This is a genomic window from Streptomyces sp. NBC_00328, from assembly GCF_036139655.1.
Taxonomy (GTDB): domain Bacteria; phylum Actinomycetota; class Actinomycetes; order Streptomycetales; family Streptomycetaceae; genus Streptomyces.
In genome coordinates, this window is the sequence record NZ_CP108013.1 from 1,396,194 (window position 1) to 1,419,269 (window position 23,076).

Annotated in this window: 17 protein-coding genes and 3 pseudogenes; 5 read left to right on the plus strand and 15 right to left on the minus strand. The window is 67.8% G+C overall.

The genetic code is table 11. The features are described 5' to 3' along the window. Positions 1 to 9: 9 nt before the first annotated feature. A pseudogene (locus tag OG485_RS05855) lies at positions 10 to 287 on the plus strand (hypothetical protein); the annotation flags it as partial. Here OG485_RS05855 and OG485_RS05860 read toward each other — a convergent pair. Further along, a complete protein-coding gene (locus OG485_RS05860) occupies positions 268 to 771 on the minus strand; it encodes an AAA family ATPase (RefSeq protein WP_328664938.1) in 504 nt (167 codons plus the stop codon). The pseudogene OG485_RS05855 and the gene OG485_RS05860 overlap by 20 nt on opposite strands. Before the next feature lie 237 nt (positions 772 to 1,008). After that, a pseudogene (locus OG485_RS05865) lies at positions 1,009 to 1,209 on the minus strand (XRE family transcriptional regulator); the annotation flags it as partial. 158 nt (positions 1,210 to 1,367) lie between these two features. Between OG485_RS05865 and OG485_RS05870 the strand changes: the two are divergent. After that, a complete protein-coding gene (locus OG485_RS05870) occupies positions 1,368 to 1,817 on the plus strand; it encodes an SRPBCC family protein (protein WP_328664939.1) in 450 nt (149 codons plus the stop codon). Positions 1,818 to 2,236: 419 nt separating this feature from the next. Then, a pseudogene (locus tag OG485_RS05875) lies at positions 2,237 to 2,774 on the plus strand (winged helix-turn-helix domain-containing protein); the annotation flags it as partial. A 239-nt stretch (positions 2,775 to 3,013) separates the two neighbouring features. Here OG485_RS05875 and OG485_RS05880 read toward each other — a convergent pair. The 11 genes from OG485_RS05880 to OG485_RS05930 form a co-directional block, all read right to left on the minus strand. Further along, positions 3,014 to 3,646 (minus strand): MBL fold metallo-hydrolase, encoded by a 633-nt coding sequence (locus tag OG485_RS05880; RefSeq protein WP_328664941.1) that lies wholly within the window; start codon positions 3,644 to 3,646, stop codon positions 3,014 to 3,016. Further along, entirely contained in the window at positions 3,646 to 4,731 is a 1,086-nt protein-coding gene (locus OG485_RS05885; protein WP_328664942.1) for an S-(hydroxymethyl)mycothiol dehydrogenase, read from the minus strand. Before OG485_RS05885 ends, OG485_RS05880 begins: the two co-directional genes overlap by 1 nt. Before the next feature lie 65 nt (positions 4,732 to 4,796). Continuing rightward, positions 4,797 to 6,014 (minus strand): cytochrome P450, encoded by a 1,218-nt coding sequence (locus OG485_RS05890; RefSeq protein WP_326789542.1) that lies wholly within the window; start codon positions 6,012 to 6,014, stop codon positions 4,797 to 4,799. 44 nt (positions 6,015 to 6,058) lie between these two features. Beyond that, positions 6,059 to 7,048, minus strand: coding sequence for a PDR/VanB family oxidoreductase (locus tag OG485_RS05895; RefSeq protein ID WP_392181493.1), 990 nt, complete (start codon positions 7,046 to 7,048; stop codon positions 6,059 to 6,061). Between the two features lie 130 nt (positions 7,049 to 7,178). Next, the gene (locus tag OG485_RS05900; protein ID WP_328455777.1) at positions 7,179 to 7,943 is read right to left on the minus strand and encodes an IclR family transcriptional regulator; all 765 of its coding nucleotides are present in this window, start codon (positions 7,941 to 7,943) and stop codon (positions 7,179 to 7,181) included. Positions 7,944 to 7,994: 51 nt separating this feature from the next. Further along, the gene (locus OG485_RS05905) at positions 7,995 to 9,206 is read right to left on the minus strand and encodes an ABC transporter substrate-binding protein (protein ID WP_328664943.1); all 1,212 of its coding nucleotides are present in this window, start codon (positions 9,204 to 9,206) and stop codon (positions 7,995 to 7,997) included. 167 nt (positions 9,207 to 9,373) lie between these two features. Further along, positions 9,374 to 11,809, minus strand: a complete 2,436-nt coding sequence (locus tag OG485_RS05910) for a beta-glucosidase (protein WP_328664944.1) — start codon at positions 11,807 to 11,809, stop codon at positions 9,374 to 9,376. Positions 11,810 to 12,309: 500 nt separating this feature from the next. Beyond that, positions 12,310 to 14,907: a family 78 glycoside hydrolase catalytic domain gene (locus OG485_RS05915; RefSeq protein ID WP_328664945.1), complete on the minus strand. Its 2,598-nt coding sequence runs from the start codon at positions 14,905 to 14,907 to the stop codon at positions 12,310 to 12,312. A gap of 44 nt (positions 14,908 to 14,951) precedes the next feature. Next, a complete protein-coding gene (locus tag OG485_RS05920; RefSeq protein WP_328664946.1) occupies positions 14,952 to 15,866 on the minus strand; it encodes a carbohydrate ABC transporter permease in 915 nt (304 codons plus the stop codon). A gap of 5 nt (positions 15,867 to 15,871) precedes the next feature. Then, positions 15,872 to 16,756 carry a carbohydrate ABC transporter permease gene (locus OG485_RS05925; protein ID WP_266755484.1) on the minus strand — a complete coding sequence of 295 codons (885 nt, stop codon included), beginning with the start codon at positions 16,754 to 16,756 and terminating at the stop codon, positions 15,872 to 15,874. A 101-nt stretch (positions 16,757 to 16,857) separates the two neighbouring features. After that, positions 16,858 to 18,174 carry an ABC transporter substrate-binding protein gene (locus tag OG485_RS05930; RefSeq protein ID WP_328664947.1) on the minus strand — a complete coding sequence of 439 codons (1,317 nt, stop codon included), beginning with the start codon at positions 18,172 to 18,174 and terminating at the stop codon, positions 16,858 to 16,860. Positions 18,175 to 18,470: 296 nt separating this feature from the next. Between OG485_RS05930 and OG485_RS05935 the strand changes: the two genes are divergently transcribed. Both OG485_RS05935 and OG485_RS05940 read left to right on the plus strand, forming a co-directional pair. Continuing rightward, a complete protein-coding gene (locus OG485_RS05935) occupies positions 18,471 to 19,484 on the plus strand; it encodes a LacI family DNA-binding transcriptional regulator (protein WP_326789534.1) in 1,014 nt (337 codons plus the stop codon). Between the two features lie 15 nt (positions 19,485 to 19,499). Next, positions 19,500 to 20,591, plus strand: coding sequence for a LacI family DNA-binding transcriptional regulator (locus OG485_RS05940; protein ID WP_328455761.1), 1,092 nt, complete (start codon positions 19,500 to 19,502; stop codon positions 20,589 to 20,591). Between the two features lie 10 nt (positions 20,592 to 20,601). Here OG485_RS05940 and OG485_RS05945 read toward each other — a convergent pair whose 3' ends face one another. Both OG485_RS05945 and OG485_RS05950 read right to left on the minus strand, forming a co-directional pair. Continuing rightward, a complete protein-coding gene (locus OG485_RS05945) occupies positions 20,602 to 21,828 on the minus strand; it encodes an MFS transporter (RefSeq protein WP_443048658.1) in 1,227 nt (408 codons plus the stop codon). Between the two features lie 258 nt (positions 21,829 to 22,086). Next, on the minus strand, positions 22,087 to 22,998 hold the full coding sequence (locus tag OG485_RS05950; RefSeq protein WP_328664948.1) for a LysR family transcriptional regulator: 912 nt from the start codon (positions 22,996 to 22,998) through the stop codon (positions 22,087 to 22,089). Positions 22,999 to 23,076: the final 78 nt, after the last annotated feature.

Below are 23,076 nucleotides of genomic sequence, written 5' to 3' on the forward strand. Positions count from 1 at the left end.
TCAACAGTCTTCACCCCGACCTACGCGTCATGGGCCAACCCGATCGAAGCCCACCTCGGACCACTGCGGCAGCTCACCATCGCCAACTCCAACCACCACAACCACACCGTGCAGACCCGGGCGCTGCACGCGTACCTTCGCTGGCGCAACAGCAACGCCCGGCATCCTGACGTGCTGGCAGCCCAACGCCGCGAGCGCGTCCGATCCGCAGCGAGAAGGGCTCCCGCTGGGGAGGGCGTCCCCTCCCCGCCGAACGGCTCCAGGTCTTCAGGTCGAGGACTGCGTGAAGACCCGTTCGCCCTCTCCACTCGGTTCCTCGAAGTTGGCCAGGTACCGGTTGAACAGCGTCTCATCCACGGTGACGGAGTTAGCACCTTTCTTGCCATTTCGGACCTCGAGGCGACGCTCCAGCGTCGTCCGGTCGGCCTTGAGGTGGACCAGTTCCCAGCGGCAGCCGTGACTTTCAATCAGCGCCTTGTAGTTGTCGCGGGCGGCGCGACTCCAGAAGCTGTAGTCCACCACCACATCGCGCCCGGCCAGCATCAGCTCGACCAGCTCCTGCCGCTGCTCGCGACGGACCTCTTCCTTGAGCTGGTCGAATGCCTCGGCCTCCAGCACCAAGCCGGCGTCGCGCTGCCCGAGTCGCTGCCAGACCACCTCGTCAATGGAGAGCCGAACGTAACCGCGTCGCACCAACTCCATCGCGTAGGTGGTCTTGCCCGCTCCCGGAAGGCCACACATCAGCACCACCGTGCTCAATCGCTGCGTCACGGAGCCAGGTTACTGAGGTTGAACTCGTGGTGTCGTAGGGGCTGACGGCTGAGCCAAAGCGCGATAGCTGTCACATAGGCAGGCTTGTTGTCACTGGGAGGCCGCGGCCCGTTGCCGATCGCTGTGGCCAGCTGCTCGGCGCGAGATCCCCGGGCGTGGTCTACAGCGACCACGGCCTGGTCGCCTTCCTCGCAAAGGCCTGCGTCACCGACGCGCATACAGAATCTCTCGCTGAGTTCACCGCAGGCTCCCGGCCTGCGGCGATCGGTGAGACTCGGTGCGTATGTGCGCACGCACCTCTTGCAGGCCGAACAGGATGAGAAACTCAACCACGCCGCCGTCGGCGCTGCCCAGCCAGTGAGGCAGGGACGTGTCGAACTCGGCTGCCTCACCGGGCGGCAGTGTCAGGTCGCGCTCGCCGATCACGAGCCGCAGCCGTGACCTTCCCCTCGTAGCGTAGAGACCGTGACTGCAGGGGAAGTTGAGGGTGGCTCTCGCCCTCCCAGATCAACGTGTGCCTGGCCGACCGTTACCGCGTCCGCCGGGTCTTTTTGGCCGGGGACGCAGCCCGCATCCACTCACAGGAGCCCTCCACCATGCACACATACAACGTCACAGTGACCACCAGCGCCTCGCCGGACATCGTCTGGAAACTGCTGGTCGACGCCGCAAGCTGGCCGCTGTGGTCCAAGGTGGACAGTCTGGACACGACACGGTCGGTCGACCTCGACCCCGGCGGCGACGACGGCGTCGGTGCCGTCCGGGCTTTCCGCACGGGACGCATCGTGACCGGGGAGCGGCTGACTGAGAAGGTCGAGCGACGCCTCTTGGGCTACGAAGACGCGTTCAACTCGTCGATGCACAACTATCACGCGCGCATCGAGCTGAAGCCGACAGCGGGCTCAGGCACGGTCATCCACTGGTACGGCGAGTACGAGACGAGCTGGCTGTTGCGCTGGGTCATGCCGCGCTACCTCCAGAAGTTCATGCAGGGCATGGCGGAAGGGCTGGCCCGCTACGCCGAGGAGTGCAGGCCGGCTCAGTGACGCCTACGCCGCCGCGCGTTCAGCCAGGGACCGCCCGAGCATCGCGGCGGATCACCCGGGAGTCTCGTACACAGCCTGGACCGGGTCAGGCACCTCGGTGCGCACACCGGATCGACCCCGACTTGATCAGCGGCGAACCCGATCACCTCAGCGGTCACTATGCCCGCGTGCGGACCAGTCGGGCCGCCGCCATTCGATCAACGGTGTGGTAGCGGCGTTGACATCCTCCAGACTCGCGCGGCGCCTTCTCTTTGGGTGACGGAAAGACTGCTGAACGAGCCCTTGTGACAAGCCGGGTGCCTCGTTTGTGGCAGCCAGGCTGCTTCGACCACTCCAATTCGCCAGCTCATCCGGCCTACTGGTGACAACTCCTGAGCTTCGGCTCAACGGCTGGTCGACCGATGCGGTATCACCGAGGCATGCGGTATCCACAAGGGGCGGGCTGACCGCCGAACGGCAGCAGTTCCGCAAGGGGTTACGACTCCAAGCTGCGGAACGGTTCGCCCTGGGTGAGGCAAGCGCGGCGATCGCCAAAAATCTGCGGGTCAGCGTCCGGTCGGTGCAGCGGTGGCGGCAGACGTGGAAAGAGGGCGGTCCGCGGGCTCTGGAGTCGCAAGGGCCGGCGTCGCTGCCGAGGCTGAGCCAGAAGCAGTTCACGCAGCTGGAGGCCGAGCCGGCCAAGGGGCCGGCCGCGCATGGCTGGGAGGACCAGCGGTGGACGCTGGCGCGGATCAAGACGGTGATCGGCCGGCGCTTCCACCTGACCTACACGATTCAGGACGTTCGGAAACTGCTAGTACGCAACGGCTGGTCCTGCCAGGTGCCGGTCCGACGCGCGACGGAACGGAACGACGAGGCTGTGACCGGGTGGGCCCGGGAGGTGTGGCCCTGCGCGGAAGACTCGCGGCGGCCCGCGGAGCCTGGCTCGTCTTCGAGGACGAAGCCGGATTCTCCATCTAAAAAGCCTCGTCACAATCATGTGACCAGGCTCGGTAGTTGGCACCATGCAACGTTCGCAACCTGCGCTGATGCCAACCGGCTTCAGCAACCGGAGGTCCGGAATCAGCGAGATAGTTGGCACTTTGGTGCAGCGCAGGTCACAAGGGGTGCCGCTGCCTACTCATGAGGCTGGGCGTAGGTATGTCCGCACCGCAGGTGGGCGAGGACGAGTGCGCCGACTCCATAACCGACCCCGTTCAGTGACCGGCGGTCATCCACTCCTCCAGATGGGGAGCTTCCGCCCGGACGCTCGTATCGCTGCCGTGCCCGGTGTGGACCTGCGTGCCGGGTGGCAGGGTGAGGAGTCGGTCGCGGATCGAGCGGACGATGGTGGGAAAGTCCGAGTACGAGCGCCCAGTGGCTCCGGGACCGCCCGCGAACAGAGTGTCGCCGGTGAACACAGTGCTGAGTGTGGATGCGTGCAGGCAGATCGATCCCGGTGTGTGGCCGGGGGTGTGTACCACCCGCAATTCCGTCCCCGCGACGTCGATGCGCTGGTCATGGGACAGGTAGCCGTCAGGGCTGTGCTCGGGATGGGTGTGCTTCCACAGCAGTCGGTCGTCCAGGTGCAGGAGGATGGGAGCTCCGGTGGCTTCGGCGAGCGCCGGGACCGCGTTGATGTGGTCGTTGTGGGCGTGGGTGCACACGATGGCGGTCAGGCGCCGGTCGCCTACGGCTGCCGCGATGGCATCGGCGTCGTGGGCAGCGTCGATCACGATCCCCTCGTGGTCGTCACCGACGATCCAGACGTTGTTCTCGACGTCCCAGAGGCCGCCGTCCAGGCTGAAGGTGCCTGAGGTTGTGAGGCGTTCGACGCGGACCCCGGTCATCAGAAGATCACCACCGAGCGGAGGACATCGCCCTTGCGCATGCGGGCGAAGGCGTCTTCGACCTGGTCCAAGGTGATCGTCTCGGTGACGAAGGAGTCGAGGTCCAGGCGGCCTTGGAGGTAGAGGTCGGTGAGCATGGGGAAGTCGCGGGACGGCAGGCAGTCGCCGTACCAGGAGGACTTGAGCGTGCCGCCTCGTCCGAAGACGTCCAGTAGCGGCAGGTCGAGTTGCATGTCGGGGGTGGGGACGCCCACGAGGACGACGGTGCCGGCCAGGTCACGGGCGTAGAACGCCTGTCGGTAGGTCTCCGGCCGCCCGACGGCTTCGATGACGATGTCGGCGCCGAATCCGCTGGTCAGCTCGCGGATCGCCTCGACCGGGTCGGTGTCGCGCGCGTTCACGGTGTCCGTGGCGCCCATCGTCCGGGCTGTCTCGAGCTTGAGGTCGTCGATGTCCACGGCGATGATCTTCGCGGCGCCGGCCAGCCGTGCGCCGACGACGGCTGCGTTGCCGACGCCGCCGCAGCCGATGACAGCGACGGTGTCGCCTCGGCCTACTCCTCCTGTGTTGATCGCCGCACCGATGCCTGCCATGACCCCGCAGCCGAGCAGGCCGGCGGCGGCTGGTGAGGCGGCCGGATCGACCTTCGTGCACTGGCCGGCGGCGACGAGGGTCTTTTCGGCGAAGGCGCCGATGCCGAGGGCGGGTGACAGTTCGGTGCCGTCGGTGAGGGTCATCTTCTGGCGCGCGTTGTGCGTATCGAAGCAGTACTGCGGGCGTCCGCGTCGGCATGCGCGACAACGGCCGCAGACCGCCCGCCAGTTCAGGACGACGAAGTCGCCCGGCGCCACGTCGGTGACTCCGGTGCCGACCGCCTCCACGATGCCCGCCGCCTCGTGTCCGAGAAGGAACGGGAAGTCGTCGTTGATGCCGCCTTCGCGGTAGTGCAGGTCGGTGTGGCAGACGCCGCAGGCCTGCACTCTTACCACCGCCTCGTCCGGCCCTGGATCGGGCACGACGATCGTCTCGACGCGCACCGGCTCGCCTTTGCCGCGGGCGACGACGCCGCGTACGTGCTGAGGCATGGATGGATCCTCTCGACTGTCTGTCTGTGTGGGAGGTGATGCTCGGGTTTTACGACGGACGGTGGTCAGCTCACGGGGCGCACGCGTACGGGGAGCGCTACGAAGGAGCGCAGGGTGTTGTTGAGGTGCCGGCGCGGTTCGCCTGCGAGCTCGATGCGTTCCACCCGTCGAGCCAGGGCCGTGAGGAGTGCTTCGGCTTCCAGGCGGGCTACGTGCTGGCCTACGCATTGGTGGATGCCCATGCCGAAGCCGACGTGTCCGGATGGATCGCGGGTGAGGTCGAAGCGGTCCGGGTCGTTCCAGCGGGCCGGGTCGCGGTTCGCCGCGCCGAGGAACATGAGGATCTTGGATCCCTCGGGGATGAGGGATCCTGCGATCGCGACGTCGGTCGTGGCGGTGCGGAAGAAGGTCTGGACGGGTGACTGCCAGCGCACTGCCTCATCGAATGCCACGCGGGCCAGGTCGGGGCGTTCGCGGAGCCGCTGCCATTCGCCGGGGTGGCCGGCGAGGGCGTAGAGGGTGGCGGCCAGGCCATGCACTGTGGTGTCGACGCCGGCGGTGAGAAGGGAGCGTACGACCAGCGGTGCCTGCTCGTGGGTGAGGTCGCCGCGGTCGGCAGCGGCCCAGATGCGGGCGCCGAATCCGTCATCGGTGAGGGCTTGGCGGGCGCACTGGGCGTTCACCCAGGCGGACAGGTCGGCGGCCCTGGCAGCGTCTGCCTGCACGAGGGCGTTGACGGGGCCGAAGGCATTGAAAGCCATGTTGCCGTAGGGCAGGAGGTTGTCGCGGCCCTCGGGTCCCAGTCCCACGGCGTCCGGGAAGACGCGCAGCGGGAATGCTTTGGCCAGGGCTTCGAACGCGTCGAAGTCGGTTCCCTGGGTGGCCAGGACGGTGTCGACCAGGTCGTCGGCTATCGGCTGCCATGCCGCACGCAGTCGGCGCAGTGCTGGTGGGGCGAGTATCTCGCGCAGGACGCGGCGCGGTGCGTCGTGGTGCGGCGGGTCGGCCTCCAGCAGCAGGCTCGGAGGCCGCCAGGGCTTCGAATGGCGGAAGTTGGCCAGTCCCACGCCGGCGGCGGACTGGAATGTCTGCCAGTCGACGAGGGCCGCGTGCACGTCGCGGTATCGGGCGAGCGCGTAGACGTCGTAGCGGGACAGCCGCACGACGGGACCTGCTTCCCGAAGGGCGTGGTGCAGGGGTTCGGGCGTCGTGAGGTGTTCGGTGGCGAACGGGTCGGCGTCGCTCGTGGGCGGTTCGACGGCAACGGCGGGTGCTTCGGACATGGCGGCTCCAGCGAAGTGCGGCTCGGGAAGGGGCGGGTCTTGGCTCAGAGATCCAGGACCAGGCGGGCCGAACGGGAACGTGAAACGCAGGGCAGCATGCAGTCGTTGGCGGCGCGTTCGTGTTCGGCCAGCACCGAGTCCCGGTGGTCCGGGGTACCTTCCACGACCGGGGTGAGGCAGGTGCCGCAGGTGCCGTGCTCACAGGAGGACAGCACGTCGGCACCTGCCTGCCGAACGGCTTGAAGGACGGTGACGTCGGGGGTGATGGTCACTGTCCGCCCGCTGCGGCACAGTTCCACCTCGAAGGGTCCGCGGTGCACCGGCTCTGTCAGGGCCTTGGCTGTGAATCGCTCGGTCCGCAGGCTGTACGGCGGCCACTGGGAAGATGCTGCCTCGACAGCGGCGAGCAAAGGACCCGGTCCGCAGCAGTACACCTTGGTTCCCGCGTCTGGTTCGCTCAGCCAGGCCTCCAGGTCGAGCAGGCCGACCTCGTCCTGGGGGCTGATGTGTACGCGATCGCCGTAGGAGGCTGTGAGTTCCTCGAGGAAGGCCATGGAGACCCGGCTGCGGCCTCCGTACAGCAGTTGCCAGTCGGCTCCGGTCACGTCGGCTTGATGCATCATCGGCAGCAGCGGGGTGATGCCGATACCGCCCGCGATGAACAGGTACCGCTCGGCAGGCGCCAGGGGGAAGTGGTTGCGCGGACCTCCGACCTCCACGAGGTTCCCGGGCATGAGCTGATCATGGACGTAGGCGGAGCCGCCCCTGCCAGGGGCTTCGCGAAGGACAGCGATGCGGTAGGTGTACGGGTCCCATCGGTCGCCGCACAGGGAGTACTGGCGAGTCACTCCGCTCGGCAGGATGAGGTCGATGTGCGAGCCGGGCGTCCAGTCCGGCAGCCGTGTGCCGTCGGGATGCGCGAGGGTGAGTGACACGACGCCGTCGGCGACAGGGTCCTTGTCCTGCACCTGCAACGTCACGGTGGAGAGGTTCTGCTGCAGCGGAGCGGTGGGCAGCAGGTTGTGTACGACCACGTTGTCGCCTCCCGTCTGTGGAATGCAGGAAGCATGCGCGCGGGCACCGTCGGACCGCGACGGCATTCTCATTCAGCGAGAGACCGACTTCGCGGAGATGTCATGTGGCTGTCGCATCGCCGTCACATGCCTATGGAGTGTCCTGTGTCCCGCGTCCGGCCAGCGCGCGGGAGATGCCCCGGGCGGCGGTCCGTACGACGGGGACCACGGCCTGGGCGCCGGCCTCATTGGGCACGATGACCGACAGCGCCGCGATCACCGTGCCGTCCGCACCGCGGACGGGCGCGGCTACGCCCAGGGCCTCCGCGTGGACGTAGCCGGGGCAGTACGCATAACCCTGCTGCCGGATCTCGGCCAAGGTCGCGCGCAGTTGTGCCGGTGTGGCCGGTGTGGCCGGTGTGTACGCGGTCAGCGGGCTGTCCAGGATCCTTTGCTTGAGGTCACTGGGGCCGTGGGCGAGGAGCACCAGACCGCTGGAGGAGGCGTACAGAGGAAGCCGCCCTGCGATCCGGGTGTAGTTGATCACCGCCTGTGGTGCCGAGAGCCGTTCGAGGAAGAGCACGTCGTCGCCGTCGAGGACGCCGATCTGCACGTGGTGGCCCACGACGTCGTGGACGCCTTCCATGAACGGCATTGCGTGATCACGCAGGGAGAGAGTGGGGGAAGCACGCGTTACCAGCTCCCACAGCCGCACGCCGATGCGTACTTTGCGGTCGGAGTCCCGGCTCAGGAAACCGTGCGCCACGAGCTCGGCCACGAGGCGAGAGACCGTGGCCACGTGCAGGCCTGTTCGACGGGCGATCTCGGAGACCGTCAGCGCCGGCTCGTCCTGGCTGAACGCTTCGAGAATGCGAGCTGCCCTGGACAGCACCGACTCCTGATGAGGTGTGTGCATGGCGAACCGTTCTGCTGGTCTCCCAGCCGGGGGCGGTGTCCGTCTCTGCGTCTACTCGTACGCACTGTCCATGGCAGCCAGTGCGTGAGCGATGTCCGTGGTGCCCGCGAAGAGGGCACGCACCTGCTCGAAGTGCGTCTGCTGCACCTCTGAGTTGGGCCATCGCTGATCCATGAACGGTACCGTCGTTCCGTCCTTCTGCCGCCGTGCCACCTCCGCGACGGCGGGATCGACGGAGAAGGAGTTGCTGGGCAGAGCGGGCAGCGTCGCTCCGGACCGGTTGTACAGGTTCTGGCCCCGTTCTGATCCCAGGAAGTCCACGAACGCCAGTGCCGCTTTGCGGTGGGGGGCCTTGGCGTTGAGCCCGTAGGCGGCGGAGACGGCGCCGGGAATCCGGGTTTCGTTCGGCTGATCCGTGGCCGGCAGGGCCGTCATCCGGAAGTGCATTCCTGGGGCCGCGGAACGCAGAGCGGCGAGAGTGCCGGCGACCTGGACCACTCCCACCGCTCGCCCGTCGGCCACTTGGTCGAGGGCGTCCTCGTAACTGGTTCTGAGCGGAGCGGTGCTGAAGCAGCCACGATCGCGCATCTCCAGGTACTTGGTCATGGCTTGGCGCCATCCCGACCGGGCGAAGCTCTCCTTGCCGGACTCCATCTGCGTGTCGAAGCCGGGGTCGTGGGCGTACACCGTGGTGGCGACCAGTGCGTAGTCGACGAGCTGGGTGACCCACGGGGTCTGGTTGCCCAGTGCGAAGAGCACCTTCCCGTGCCGGCGGGCGGTGTCGCACAGGGCGAGAAGGGTGCTGTAGGTGGTGGGCCGGGTTCCGCCGATGGCCTTGAGCGTTTCCGCCGAGTAGATCGCGCCGACAGCGCTGAAGGTGACGGGTACCAGGTACGTACCGACGCCGCCGTCGGTGACCGGCCGCATGCTGTCCGGTATCCGGCCGGCGAAGAAGCGCAGGCTGAGTGCTTCCAGGAAGTCGTCCTCTTTCAAGGCCAGGACGGAGGCAGGGTTGCCGCTGCCGGGCCAGACGGTGAAGACGTCCGGTGCCTTGCCTGCCCGAAGCTGCTGCGGAAGCTCCTTCTGCAGGGTGTTGGTGTCGGCGTAGCTGACGTTGACGTGGATGCCGGGACGGGCTCGGTGGAAGGCCGCGACGACGGCCCGCATCGAAGCCTTGTCGGTGATGTTGGCCCTGACGGACACCTCGGTGTCCGACGTGTCACTGCCGGCTCCGATGACGGAGCAGCCGGTCAGAAGCGTCATGCTCAACGCAAGGGATGCGGCGAAGCGAAGGGGTCTCGGTCTGCGGGACACTGGCGGGCTCCATGCGGTGGTGGAGGCGGAGGTTCGACGAGCCGGACGGGAATGACTGAGGCGCGTCACGCCGTGGCGAGGAGGCGGACGGCGTGACGCGCCGGCCGGGATTGCGGTCAGCTGATGGGAACGGCTCGCTGCGCGGTCAGGTCACGGGAACTGTGCGCTGTGGCAAAGGTGTACCTGCCGGGGACAAGTGCCCAGGCACCTGCCTTCCAGATGGTGAGGTTGTCCACGGGAATGGTGACCGTGAGCCGCTGGGAGCCCGCGGGAGCCAGGGTGAGTTTGCGGAACGCGACGAGCCGCTGCGGCTCGGCGGCGGCGGCGCTCGGCAGGGTGGCGTAGAACTGCACGAGTTCCGTGCCCTTGCGTGAGCTGGTGTTGGTGACGGTCACGCCCACCGTCACTGTCTTGGCGCTCTTGTCGTATGCGGCTTCGAGAGAGCCGTGGGCGAAGGTGGCGTACGACAGGCCGTGGCCGAAGGGGAAGCACGGCTGCTGCCCCTTGCTGTCGTAGTAGCGGTAGCCGATGGAGATGCCCTCGTCGTAGGAGACGGCTCCGTTGCTGCCGGGGTAGGTCGCGGGTGTGGTGCCCGGCCCCTGGGTGGCGTCGGCGGGGAAGGTGACGGGCAGGCGGCCGGAAGGGTCGCTGTCTCCGAAGAGGACAGCGGCCAGCGCCGTGCCCATGCCGCGACCCCCGTACCAGGCTTGGAGCACGGCCTCGACGTCGCCGAGCCAGGGCATCGTCACGGGACCGTCGGTGTTGAGGACGACGGTGGTGCGTGGGTTGACCGCTGCCACGGCGGCGATGAGCTGTTCCTGATCACCAGGCAGACCGAGTGCCAGGTGATCCATGTCCTCGCCGGCGACCCGGTTGACGAAGACGATGGCGGCGTCCGCGGCGCGCGCCGCGTCGACAGCGGCGGGGATCAGGGATTCGGGCTGCCATCCGAGGGTGAGCCCGCAGGTGCCGGGGTCGGTGGTCGCGTTGGTGTAGGTCACCTCGATGGTGACGGCCTTTCCGGAGGTCAGCGCGGTGGCGCCCTGGAGGGGGTAGTCGTAGGGGCCGAGGAAGAATCGGCGGCTGTGCCGGGTGCCGGTGGCGACCGTGGTGCCGTTGACCTTCAAGGTGGCGGTTCCGGCGGTGAGCAGGGAGAACCGGTGCAGGCCCGTGGTCGTCGGCACCAGGGTGCCGGTCCATTTCGCCGACCACACGTCGGGCAGGTTGTCCACGGGAGCAGCGGTGAAGTCGACGGTGGCGTCGGTGCGGGTGGTGAGCGGGGTGCCGGAGGCCTCTGCCCCTGAGTAGTAGGTGGCGGACAGGCCGGGGGTCCCGGCGCCGCTGCGCAGCACGGTGGAGGGAACCGCGGCCAGGGGGAGATCTCCCTTGGTGCCCTGTGCGTGCGTGACCGTGACTCCGCTGCCGGCGCGGGCGCGGATGGCGTTCAGGGGCGTCGTCCATGTACCCGGGTCGACGTAGGTGGAGCCGCCCACGCCGGTGAGGACGTCGGTGCCGGCCGGGCCGATGACGGCCAGGGATTTCAGGGTGGCCGGCAGAGGGAGTGCTGCGGAGCGGTTGGCCAGAAGCACCAGGGAGGCGACGGCGGTCTCATGGGCGAGGTCCTGGTGGGCCTGGGTGCTGACGTCGGCCGCCGGAGTGGGCACAGGATGGTCGAAGAGACCGTTCGCGTACATCGTGACGAGGATGCGTCGGGCTGCGTCGTCGAGCCGGGTGCTCGGTATCGCACCGCCCGTGAGTGCTCCGGCGGGGATCTTGACTGCGTAGGGTCCGAGCCCGGCGAGGTCCATGCCGGCTCGCGCGGCGGCGACCTGGTCGTCACCCGCCCAGAAGTCCGGCACGGTGTAGCCCTGCAGTCCGATGGCCTTCTTCAAGTCGTCGAAGAGAGCCGAACTCTGTGTCGCGAAGGTTCCGTTGATCTTCGGGTAGGCCATCATGACCGAAGTGGTCGGGGCGGCGGTGACCACGCGGCGGAACGGTGCTTCGTGGAGTTCGTGCAGCGCACGGTCGGAGACCTTGGTGTCTGTGGAGAAGCGGTTGGTCTCCTGCGTGTAGGCGGCGAAGTGCTTGACCGTGGCTGCGACGTTCTGGCTCTGTATGCCGGTGGTGAGAGCCGCGCCCAACTGGCCGGCGAGCAACGGGTCCTCGCCCATGCCTTCGGACTGTCGGCCGGAATGCCAGGTCCGGGTGAGATCGACGGTGGGGCCGAGGAGGTTGTTGTAACCCTTGGCACGGCCCTCCGCGCCGATCGCGCGGCCGATACGTGCCGCCAGGTTCTCGTCGAACGTCGCCGCCTGCGCGACCGGAACCGGGAATGCGGTCACGCCTTGCTCGCCGCGCAGACCGGCCGAGGCGTCCACCATGGTCAGAGCCGGTATACCCAGGTGAGCGATGGTCGCGAAGTCGCACCGGACGAGCGCTTCCTTCTCAGCCGCTGTCATACGGCCGAGCATCGCGTCCGCCTGATCCTGCGGTGCCTCGGACCGTGCGGCGGCTGCCGCTTCGGTCATCAGGGGAGCCATGCTCAGGCTCATTGCTGTGAGGGTGGCGGCAGACAGAAATGATCTTCTTTTCACGGCGGCTCTCCGAAAGGGGGGCGGATCTACGCTTATGGAAAAAGGGGCCGGCCGAGGGTCAGGTTCACGGCCGGCCCCGACTCGGGGAGGGAAACGGATCCCTGCGGTGTTCCCGGACTCACCTGCTTGCCTACCGAGTCCCGCGGCGGCAGAAGCAGTGAGGGAATGGAGATTTCCATGCGGCGTACGCTTGTTGAACGGAAAAACTAGAGGACCCGACCAGCAGGGTCAACCCTTTCGGCAGCCGTGCAACAAAAGGCTGTTGACCAGCCAGTTTGATACTCACATTGAAAAGTGTGCGTGAAATTTCAATTGAAACCAGCAGGCAGCGCGACTGACTATAAACCGTATCGATAGGCGTCATCGACAGGCCGAATGGCAAAGCCGCTGAGGATGCCGAAAACAAACAGTCCGGCGCCGTGATCAGCGCCGGACTGTTTGGAATCGGTGAATGTTTCTCAGGCTGATTTCTCCAGGAGTTCCCAGGAGTCGAGCTCATGCTCCCCCGGCTCCACATGGACCGGCGGACACCCTGGGAGCCGCACGACGCCGGAGCAGCCGTCGGGCACGACGACATGGATGCGCATCCGGCCGTCGGCGGTTGTCTCCCACGACGACTCGGCTGCGCCGTAGGGCGTTTCGTGGCGTGTCCGTGCCCAGGTGATGCCGCCGCCGGGCCGGGGCTGGAAGACAAGCTGCCGATAGCCGGGCATGGACTCGGCCATGCCTCCGACGACGCGGTGCAGCCAGTCGGCGACGGCTCCGAGAGCGTAGTGGTTGAAGGAGGTCATACCGCCGGGATTGAGGGTGCCGTCGGGGCGAAGGCTGTCCCACCGCTCCCAGATGGTGGTTGCCCCTTGCGTGACCGGATAGAGCCAGGAAGGACATTCGGTCTGGGTCAGCAGGCGGTAGGCGACGTCCAGGTGGCCGGTGTCGGTGAGGGCGTCACAGATCACCGGAGTCCCGACGAATCCTGTGGCGATACGGGCTTCGTCGGCGAGGACCAATTCGGCCAGCCGGTCGCCGGCTGCGCGTCGTTGCGGCTCGGTGAGGAGGTCGAAGGCGATACCGAGTGCGTAGGCGGTGGGGCTGTCGCTGGTCATGCGGCCGACGGGCAGTACGTACCGGTGGCGGAAGGCGGCCGCCACCTCTGCGGCCAGTGCGGCGTACCGCGCGGCGTCCTGTTCCATGCCCAGTTCGGCCGCGGCCAGGGACAGGTGACGGGCGGAATACGCGAAGTAGCCCGTGGCCACCAGGTAGCGGTCGGTGCAGCCGGCAGCCGGGTCATCCGGCGGGGCGGCGGGGTCGAGCCAGTCACCCAGCTGGAATCCGGTGTCCCAGAGGCGATCGGGGCCGGCGAGCCGTTCGACGAGGTCCACCCACGCCTTGGCCATGGCGTAGTTGCGGCGCAGGATCTGCAGGTCGCCGAAGCGCCGGTACAGGGTCCAGGGGGTGAGCGTGGCGACGTCTCCCCAGGCGGCACCGGGCTGGATCGGCGTCCACATCGGTTTGCCGGGGATGACGGGCACGTACCAGGGGATGGTGCCGTCGGGAAGCTGCTCGAGCCCGACGTCGGTGAGCCAGGAGTCCAGCATGCCGGCGCAGTCGTAGAGGAAGCTCGCGGTCGGGGCGAAGACCTGAAGGTCGCCCGTCCAGCCGAGGCGTTCGTCGCGCTGGGGACAGTCGGTGGGGATGTCGACGAAGTTGCCGCGCATGCTCCATACGACATTTTCGTGGAGCCGGTTGATCAGCGGGTCGCTGCACTCGAACCAGCCCGTACGTCGCATGTCTGTGTGATAGACACGGGCCGTCACCGACTCCTGCGTCAACTCTCCTGGCCAGCCGCTGATTTCGGCGTAGCGGAAGCCGTGCAGGGTGAACCGGGGCTCCCACGTGTACGGACCACGTCCGGAAAGAATCAGGGTGTCGGTGGAGTACGCCTCGCGCAGGGGTTGGGTGGCCAGTTCTCCGTCCTGGAGCACTTCGGCGTGTCGGACGGTGATGGTGGTGCCGGCGGGGCCGTCTGCGGTGAGGCGGAGCCGGCCGACGAGGTTCTGGCCGAAGTCGAGGAGGTGACGGCCGTCGGCCGTTCGCGTGATGGCGACAGGGGCCATCTCCTGGGTGCAGCGCACGGGCGGGCCCTGGGGGGCGACGAGTGTGCGCGGGTTCCGGGTGCCGAGCCGAACGGGGGTCCATTCTGTGTGCTGCTCAGGCGTGCGGGTCGCCCAATAGGGGTCGTCGAGTCGGGCGTCGAAGTGCTCGCCTTCGTAGAGGCCACTGCCGGCGATGGGCCCCGTGGCCGCCGTCCAGGTGGCGTCCGTGGCGATGACCGCGGTGGTGCCGTCGTCGTAGGTCACTTCCAGCTGGGCGATGAGGGCTTGGTCGGTGCCGTAGATGTTGCGGGTGCCGCCGTCGAATCCGTACTTGCCGCGGTACCAGCCGTCGCCGAGCCAGGCACCGATGACGTTGGTGCCTGTGGCGAGGTGGGCGGTGACGTCATGGGTGCGGTAGCGCAGGCGGTGGGGGTAGACCGTCCAGCCCGGGGCGAGGATCTCGCTGCCCACCCGGAGTCCGTTGATCTCCACCTCGTACAGGCCGTGAGCGGTGACGTAGAGGCGGGCTCGGGTGATCGGGCGATCCAGGTCGAAGTCTTTGCGTACCCGGGCCGGTTGGCGTTCGGCGGCCGGATCCTCGGTCCATCCGCCGCCGACCGGTATCGCACTCCAGTCCGCCGGGTCGAGCAGCCCGGCTTCCACCACGCTGGGCTCGCTCCATGCGGAAGGAGCTGCGGCTCCGGCTGTCCAGACCCGGACTCGGACGGTCACGCTCTCGCGTGAGGCCAGCGGTTCACCGGGCCAGGGCACCAGTAGCTGGTCGCTTCCTTCGATCCGGCCGGTGCTGTGCTCACGGCCGGAACGTTCGAGCCGGACCTCGTAGGCCTGCTGGCTGCCGGTGCCGGGGGGAAGCTTCCAGGTCAGCCGTGGGATGGCCGTACCGATACCGAGGCCGTCCGGGAGGTGTTCGAAGGAGACCGGGGCGGGTTGGGAGGTCGACAAGGGGAACCTTTCTTCACGTGCGGGAGCGGTTGGGCTTCGGAGGTTCAGCCCTTGAGCGCTCCGGAAGTGAGGCCCTTCATGACCTTCTGGTTGAGGAAGAGGTAGATCAGGAGGGTGCCGAAGACGTTGAGGCAGATGGCGGCGAACAGGGGGCCGTACTGGGTGGCGCCGAAGTCGCCGGTGAAGTTGAGCAGGCCGACCTGGACGGTGCGCAGGTCCTGGCTGTTGGTGAAGGTGAGGGCGATCAGCAGGTCGTTCCAGATGAAGAAGAACTCGACCAGGCCGACCGTCAGGAGCGCGTTGCGGACCATCGGGACGCTGATGGTCCAGAAGGAGCGCAGGATCCCGGCGCCGTCGATCGTGGCGGCCTCGAAGAGTTCACGGGGGACGGACTTGTAGTAGGTGGCCATCATGAAGACGGTCAGCGGCAGGCCTGTGCCGGTGTAGGTGAGGATCAGCGGCCACAGCGTGCCGGACAGACCGGTCTGGAAGTACACCGTGAACAGGGGAAGCAGGATCATCTGCGGCGGCACCATCATGCCGGCCAGAAAGACCAGCAAGGTCAGGTTGCGGCCCTTCCACACCATGACCTGGAGCGCGAAACCGGCTGCCGCTCCCAGCAGCAGGATCAGGGCAAGCGCCGGGACGACGGCGAGCAGGCTGTTGCGGACGTACAGGCCGATGTGGCCGGTGGTCCACGCTTCGGTGTAGTTGCCCCACTCCCACGTGGTGGGCAGGCTCCAGGTCGAGTGGTTGAGGTAGTCGCTGTTGGACTTCAGTGAGGTCAGGAACATCCAGACGAGCGGGTAGATCTCGACGACCAGCAGCAGGGTGACGACGATCTTCACCCACACCTTGCCGACCCGGACGCGCCGCCGGGAACGGGACCGTCCGGAAGCGGCGGACGGTCCGCGGCTCGCCTGATGGGCGGTGGCCTTCACAGGGGTGTCGATGGCCATGGTTGTCAGCCTTCCGTGAGGTCGCGCCGTGAGACGCGGAAGACGACCAGGCTCACCAGCAGGCACACCACGGTGAGCAGCACGGCGATGGTGCTGCCGTAGCCGTAGTCGCCGTAGGTGAACGACGTCTGGAACATGTACAGGGTCAGTGGTGTGGTGTCGTTGCCCGGGCCGCCGTTGGTGAGCGCGACGATGGAGTCGAAGGCCTTCAGCGTGCCGTTGATACTGAAGATCAGAGAGGACATGAGCACGGGCAGGGACAGCGGCAGCACGATGTGGCGCACCAGTCGCAGGCCTGTCGCTCCGTCGAGACGCGCGGACTCCAGGACTTCCTCCGGGATGTCGACGAGACCGGCGAAGAGCAGGACGGCGTAGAAGCCCATGGAGCGCCAGATGTCCATGACGACGAGGACCCAGAAGGCGCTCGAAGAGCTGCCGAAGAAGTCGATGGAGTCGATGCCCACCGCGTTCAGCAGTGAGTTGACGGGGCCGGTCTGCGGGGCGACCTGGAAGAACTTCTGGAAGAGCAGGCCGACGGCGACCGTGGGCAGTACTACGGGGAAGAACACGAGGGTTCGCACGAGCGCGGAGGCGCGCTTGAGGAAGAAGACGTAGAGCAGGGCCAGGAGGTAGCCCGCGACCACCTGGCCGGCGGTGACGACGACGGCGTACTTGAGGGTGAACCACAGGGCGTGGCGGACGGCCGGATCATCGAGAAGGCGGGAGAAGTTGGCGACGCCGTTGCCGGTGAAGCCGTCGATGGAGTTGCCCTTGGTGAAGGAGTAGCCGAGCGACCACACCATCGGGACGAGCATGATCAGGGAATAGACGACGAGTGCGGGACCGAGCAGGATCGCGATGGCCCTGCGGTCACCGAGTACGCGGTGCATGAGTGGTATCCACTTCGATGACGATGAGGAGTTGTGCCGAGCAGGCGCCGGGGCGGCGCGCGGAAGGCGCGTGCGGCGTCAGGCACGCCGCCCCGGTCGGCTCACTGAGCGGACAGCGCGTCCTGGACGGTCTGCATGAACTGCTCGGGGCTCATGCTTCCGCTGACCAGGCCCGCGGCGTTGGTCTGGCTGATCGTGGTGGCCTTGGTGCCGAACAGGGCCTCGAACCACAGGACGTTCTGCTTGGAGGCACTGATGGTGTCGCGCACCTGGGTGGTGACCTCGTTGGCGTCGGTGACCGGGGTGTTGACCTTGAAACCGGAGATCGAGCCGTGGTCCTTGAGCGCCTTGCTGCCGTAGTTCTTGGCGATGCAGGAGACCCAGGCGCCGGTGTTCTTGTCGAAGGACTTGGCGCCCAGGGTGATGCCGAGGCCGACGTTGGACGGGTACTGGTCGATGGAGCCCTTGCCGCCGGAGACGGCCGGGAAGGGCATGAAGCCGACGTTGTCCGCGCCGATCTTGTCCTGCTTGGCGTCCGAGATGTTCGCCAGTGCCCAGCTGCCCATGTAGAGCATGGCGGCCTTGCCGGTGAGGAACTGGTTCATGGCGGTGTCGTAGTCGATGGAGCCGACGCCCTTGCCGAAGTAGCCCTTCTTGCCGAGGGCGGCGATCTCGGTGGCGGCCTTGACGTACTGCGGGTCGGTCAGCTTCGCCTTGCCGTCGGCGACGTCCTTGAGTGCGTCCGGGCCGAGGCTGCGGTAGAGGTAGCCGCTGAGGAGGCGGGTGAGCGGCCAGCCCTGCTGACCGGAGGCGGAGAAGGGCTGGATGTCCTTGGCCTGGAGCTTGGCGGCTGAAGCGACCAGCTGGTCCCAGGTGGCGGGGACCTTCAGGCCGTTGGCCTCGAAGATCTTCTTGTTGTAGAAGACTCCCTCGATGTTGTACTCGTACGGCAGTACCTCCAGCTTGCCGCCGTACAGTGCCTTGATCGTCGACACGGCGGCCGGCTCCAGCTGGTCGTCGACTCCCAGCTCCTTCAGCTTGGCTTCCAGGTCGGCGATCTTCCCCGACTTGGCGAGCTTCTGGGTGAGCGCGGGGGCGTTGCCCGCGGCGAACTGCACCGGCAGGGCGCCCTGCCCGGCGAGCAGTTGCAGCTTCTGGTCGAGGCTCGCCTGGGGAACGGTCTCCACCTTCAGGGGCAGCGCGTCGTTCGCGGACTTGCACGAGCCCTCGGAGAGGCTGGTCAGGGCCGTCTTGACGGTGGTGTTCTCGGTGACGCTGAGGTAGCTGAAGTTCTTCGGCGCCGCCGCGGTACCGCTCCCGCTGCCGCCGCAGGCGGTGGCGAGCAGGGCCATTGAGGCCGCGCCGGCCGTGAACAGACCCAGACGTGTGCGCCGAGCGCGGAACGTGCGAAGGGACACGGGTGACTCCCAGGGGTTGGAGAAGAAGCGAGATGTGAGGCGGAAGGCGGAAGGACGGCGCCGAGAGCGACAGGCGGCCGCGCCACGCTGGAGTTCGTAAAACGTTCTCCATGTCGAGTGGGCAACACCCTGCACCCGTCGCCCTACTCCGTCAAGACACGGAGCTGTAACACCAGGGATTTCAACCAGAGACTTGACGCTGGGCGTGTGACATCCTGTAAACCGTTACACCAACGACCACGAGAACCGGAGTGCGGGCGATGGACGGCGCTGCAGAACCCAGGCAGAACAAGCGCGTGACGATCACCGATGTCGCCCGGCACGCAGGCGTGTCCATTGCGGCCGTGTCCAAGGTGCTCAACAACGCCTACGGGGTGAGCCCTGCCATGCACGAGAAGGTGCAGGCCGCGATCACCGCACTCGACTACCGCCCGCACGCCGCCGCCCGTGGCATGCGCGGGCGGACCTACACCATCGGCGTCCTGCTGGACAACGTCCGCAACGCCTTCTTCGCCGACATCCTGGACGGCATCCGGGACGAGCTGCGCAGCTCCGATTACACCGTGCTGATCGGAGCGGCCGGGTTCGACGCGCAGGACCAGGCCCGCACCATCCGTTCCATGGTGGACCGCCAGATGGACGGCCTGGTCCTCATCGCGCCGAGCACGCCCCGCCCGGAGGTCCTCGCCACCGCTGCGTCGACGCCCACGGTCGTGATCGGCCACGACGACGCCGCGGACAGCCATGATTCGGTCGTCGACGCCGACGATGTCGGCGCCGGCCTGGTGGTGGACCACCTGGTCTCCCTCGGCCACCGCGACATCGCCCTTGTCTCGGCGCCTGGAGCCAAGACGGGCCGGTGGAAGAGAACACCCGAGATCGTGCTCGCCTCCGGCTACATGGAGGCCATGCAACGGCACGGCCTCGCTGACCACGCCCAGGTGCACCATGGCGCGTACTCCGACGATGGTGGTTTCAAAGCCGGTATGACCTTGTTGACCGCGGAACGCGCACCCACGGCCATCATGACCGGCGCTGATGTCGCGGCCCTGGGCATCTACCGCGCCGCCCACGAACTCGGCCTGCGCATCCCCGACGATCTCTCCCTCGTCGGCTACAACAACACGGCCCTCGCGGCCCTGGCCCCGGTCCAGCTGACCAGCGTCGACCAGGCCGGACACACCATGGGCTCGACAGCCGCACGCCTTCTCATCGAGAGAGTCGAAGGCCGCCGCGACCGGGCGATCCGCACCACCATGACCCCACGCCTGGTCGTGCGGAAGAGCACGGCAACACCAGGAGGCCGGTAGACCGTGGAACGGACGATGCCCACCGTGCCCGTGGTCCGGCGCGAGCCACCGCGCCACCACACAGCAGCCGCCCGGGAAGCCAGAGCCCGGCGCAGAGTGGGCATCAAGGACGTCGCGCGGGAAGCCGGCGTCTCGCTCGGCACGGTGTCCAACGTCCTCAACCGCCCCGACATCGTCGCCGCGCCGACCCGGCAGCGGGTCCTGGACGTCATCGACGCCCTGGGATACGTACGTTCGGACGGCGCGCGCCAGTTGCGCGGCTTCGCTTCCCGGCTCGTGGCCGTCTTGGTCCTCGACCTGGCCAATCCCTTCTTCACCGCGCTGGCCGCCGGCGTGGAACAGGCCGCGCTCGAGGCCGACCTCGGGGTCATGGTGTGCACGGCCGGCCGAGGACCGGCCGACGAGGCCCGCCACCTTTCGCTGATCACCTCGCACCAGGTCCGCGGCGCCGTCCTGGCCTCCGGAGACGGCACGGGGCGCAGGGTGGCGGGCTTCCGCCGCAACGGGGTGCCGTTCGTCATCGCGGACCAGAACGCCCCTCAGCCGGGGGCCTGTTCGGTCGGCATCGACGACGTCGCGGGAGGACAGGCCGCCGTGCGCCACCTGATCCAGCAGGGACACCGGTCGATCGGCTACGTCAGCGGACCCGACTGTCTCCAGCAGGTTCGGGACCGGCGCCGGGGAGCGGCCATCGCGGTCAACCTGGCCGGACTTCCGGCGGAGTCGCTTCGGGACCTGCCGTGCCCGGCGCTCACCGTGGGCGCCGGCAGGGACGCCGGGCACAGGATCCTCGGCCTCAGAAAGCGCCCCACCGCCGTCTTCTGCGCCAACGACCTGCTTGCACTCGGCGTGATGCAGGCGCTGTACGAGGCCGGCCTGCGGGTGCCGGAAGACATCGGAGTGGTGGGATACGACGACATCGAATTCGCCGCGTCCGCCGTCGTTCCGCTCACTTCGGTACGACGCCCCGCTCTCACATTGGGCCGCGAGGCAGGCCGACTGCTCCTCGAAGACACGGCCGAAGCCGCCACGCACGAACACACCCACGTGGTGCTGCAGCCGGAACTGGTCGTGCGCCGGTCGACCATGCGGACGCCGGCGCGGTGACCCAAGTGAGTCAGATGCTTTCGGGAACATGCTGGGGCAGCGTCTTCGGTGATCGGCGGGTCAGGGGAAGCAGCGCGGCCGAGACCAGCATCGTGAGCAGGCCGAGCAGCACGACGGCCGAGGCCAGCGTGCCCAGCATGCCCTTGGCGGCCAGCAGGGCGAGCGGGCAGGCGAATTCACCCAGGAAGAAGGCCGCCGTCCACAGCCCGGTGCCACGCCCGCGGTCGGCGAAATCGAGCCGGGACAGCGCCAGCGTCAGCAGGGAGGGAAGAAGCAGCCCCGTACCGACGCAGTTGACGACGGCGCCGACGATGACAAGGGCGACGTGGTCCGTCGCCCCCATCAGCAGAAAGCCCACGGCGCACAGGAGGAAGAGGGCCGGCATTCGGCGGCGTGGCCGATCGGTGAGCCTGGTGAAGAGTACAGAGCCCAGGACGGTGGCCGCGCTGGCCAGCGCCGTGACCGCACCCACCACTCCGGTAGACCGCACGCCCAGGTCGTCCATGAGATACGCCATCTCCACGGGCACGGTGTAGAAGACCATCGCGCCGAAGACGGTCAGCAGACAGATCCCCGCCATGCGCCGCAGCGGGAAGGGGTGTTGGCCGGCTGTTGCCGGCTCAGCCGTCGGATTCGGAGTGGGCAGCACCCTGGCCATGGCCGGAGCGAGCAGCAGGCCGACGGCGTACAGCCAGAAGGGCGCCCTCCAGCCGATCGAGCCGAGGGCCCCGCCAAGGACGAAGAAGAGTGTGGCGGACGCCGATGCGCACATGGTCTGCAGGGCGAGGTACCGGTCACGGGTCCGTCCGCTGTAGTAGTCGCCGATCAGCGTGGTGCAGCACGTCATGATGGCCGCTTCGGCGACGCCCACCAGGACACGGCTGAGCAGGATGCCCACGAGCGAGCCCAGCCACAGTGGGGCGGTGCCGAACAGCGCGTACAGCACGGTGGCTACGACCAGCAGGCGCTTGCGGCCGAGCCGGTCGACGAGAACACCGGCGAACGGGGCGAGCACGGCCAGGGAGAGTGCCGGGACGGTGAGCACGAGCGGGACGAGAGCGGCGCTGCCCGGGACGTGCTGGAATTCGTCCTGCATGCGTGGCAGGACCGGAGCGATGAGGACAGCTCCCAGGATCGGCAGGCAGCTGCCGGCCATCAGCAGCACGGCGGGCAGCCTGCCCCAGACGGCCGGGTCCCCCGTATGTTCGTGGGCGGGCAGGGCGGCGGAAGCGGGCATGGCGGCACTCCGTGGGACGTGAGGAAGGGAGGAGCGCCGTGTAGCGGACCGGGCCGAATCGGCTGTGCAGGCGGCCCCCGCAGTCGGCTCACGGGCGCGGTGGTGTCCCACGACTATGCGTTCCGGGTCTCGGCCTGCCCACCCCTCACGTCATCCAAGTTGCCGATGCCTTCGATCCATCGTGTGGATAGTGATTTCATGGGCTGCGTCGGGCTTCAACGACTTCCCGCCCCGTGGCCGCTACAGCCGGCTCGCCGCTCAGCCCCGGGGGCCTAGACGGGCTCCGACGCGCGCGGCGGTCTCACGCAGCCAAATGTGTGCCGCGTCATGCGTGTGCACCGGGTGCCACCACAGTGCCTCTCTCAGCGGTACGGCTTCATAGGGCGGCTCCACCACCTTGACGGCGGCGATGGGTTCCATCAACTGGGCCATACGCGCCTGAACCAGCGCGATGCGCCGGGTTCCCGCGACCAGCAGCGGCAGCGACTGGAAGCTGTCGACGGAGACTTCGACCCGCGGTTCGATCCCCAGCATGCCGAGCTGGCGTACCGCTGGGGCGTCGTACGTTCGCTGGTACGTCACCCAGGGAAGCCGGGCAAGGTCCTGGCGGGTGAGCCGGTCGTCGACGCTCGGGTGGTCCTGCGCGACGAGAAAGACCCAGCGGTCGTCATAGAGGTCGGTGGCGGGGAAGTCGCTGATGACGCCGTGCGGCATGAACAGACCGTCGCTGGCGCTCAGCAGGGTGGCGGTGTCGTCCACCACGGTCGTCGGGGTCTGGGAGAAGCGCAGCCGAATCCCGGGAGCTTCCTCATGGATCACGCGAGCCAGCTCGGTGCCGAAGATCGCCACGGCGTAGTCGGACGCCATCAGCTTGAATTCCCGGTTCTCCTTGGCCGGGTCGAAGTAGGCCTGGCTGGCGAAGAGGCGTTCCAGCACGTCATAGGCGGTCGAGGTCCGGTCCAGAAGGACCTGCCCCAGCGCGGTCAGCTCGTAGTGGCCGCCGACGCGGGCGAGCAGGTCGTCGTCGAAGTGCCGGCGCAGCCGGGAGAGGGCAGCGCTCATCGCCGGCTGGCTGAGGCCGACACGCTGCCCGGCACGGGTGACGTTGCGCTCCTCCAGCAGGGCACGCAGAGCGACGACGAGGTTGAGATCCAAGCGGGCCAGGTTCATGAAAGTCCCTCTACAGAGCGATGCCGACCCGGAGCAATCCATGACATGGATGCAGGTCATCCACAGAATCGATTTCCC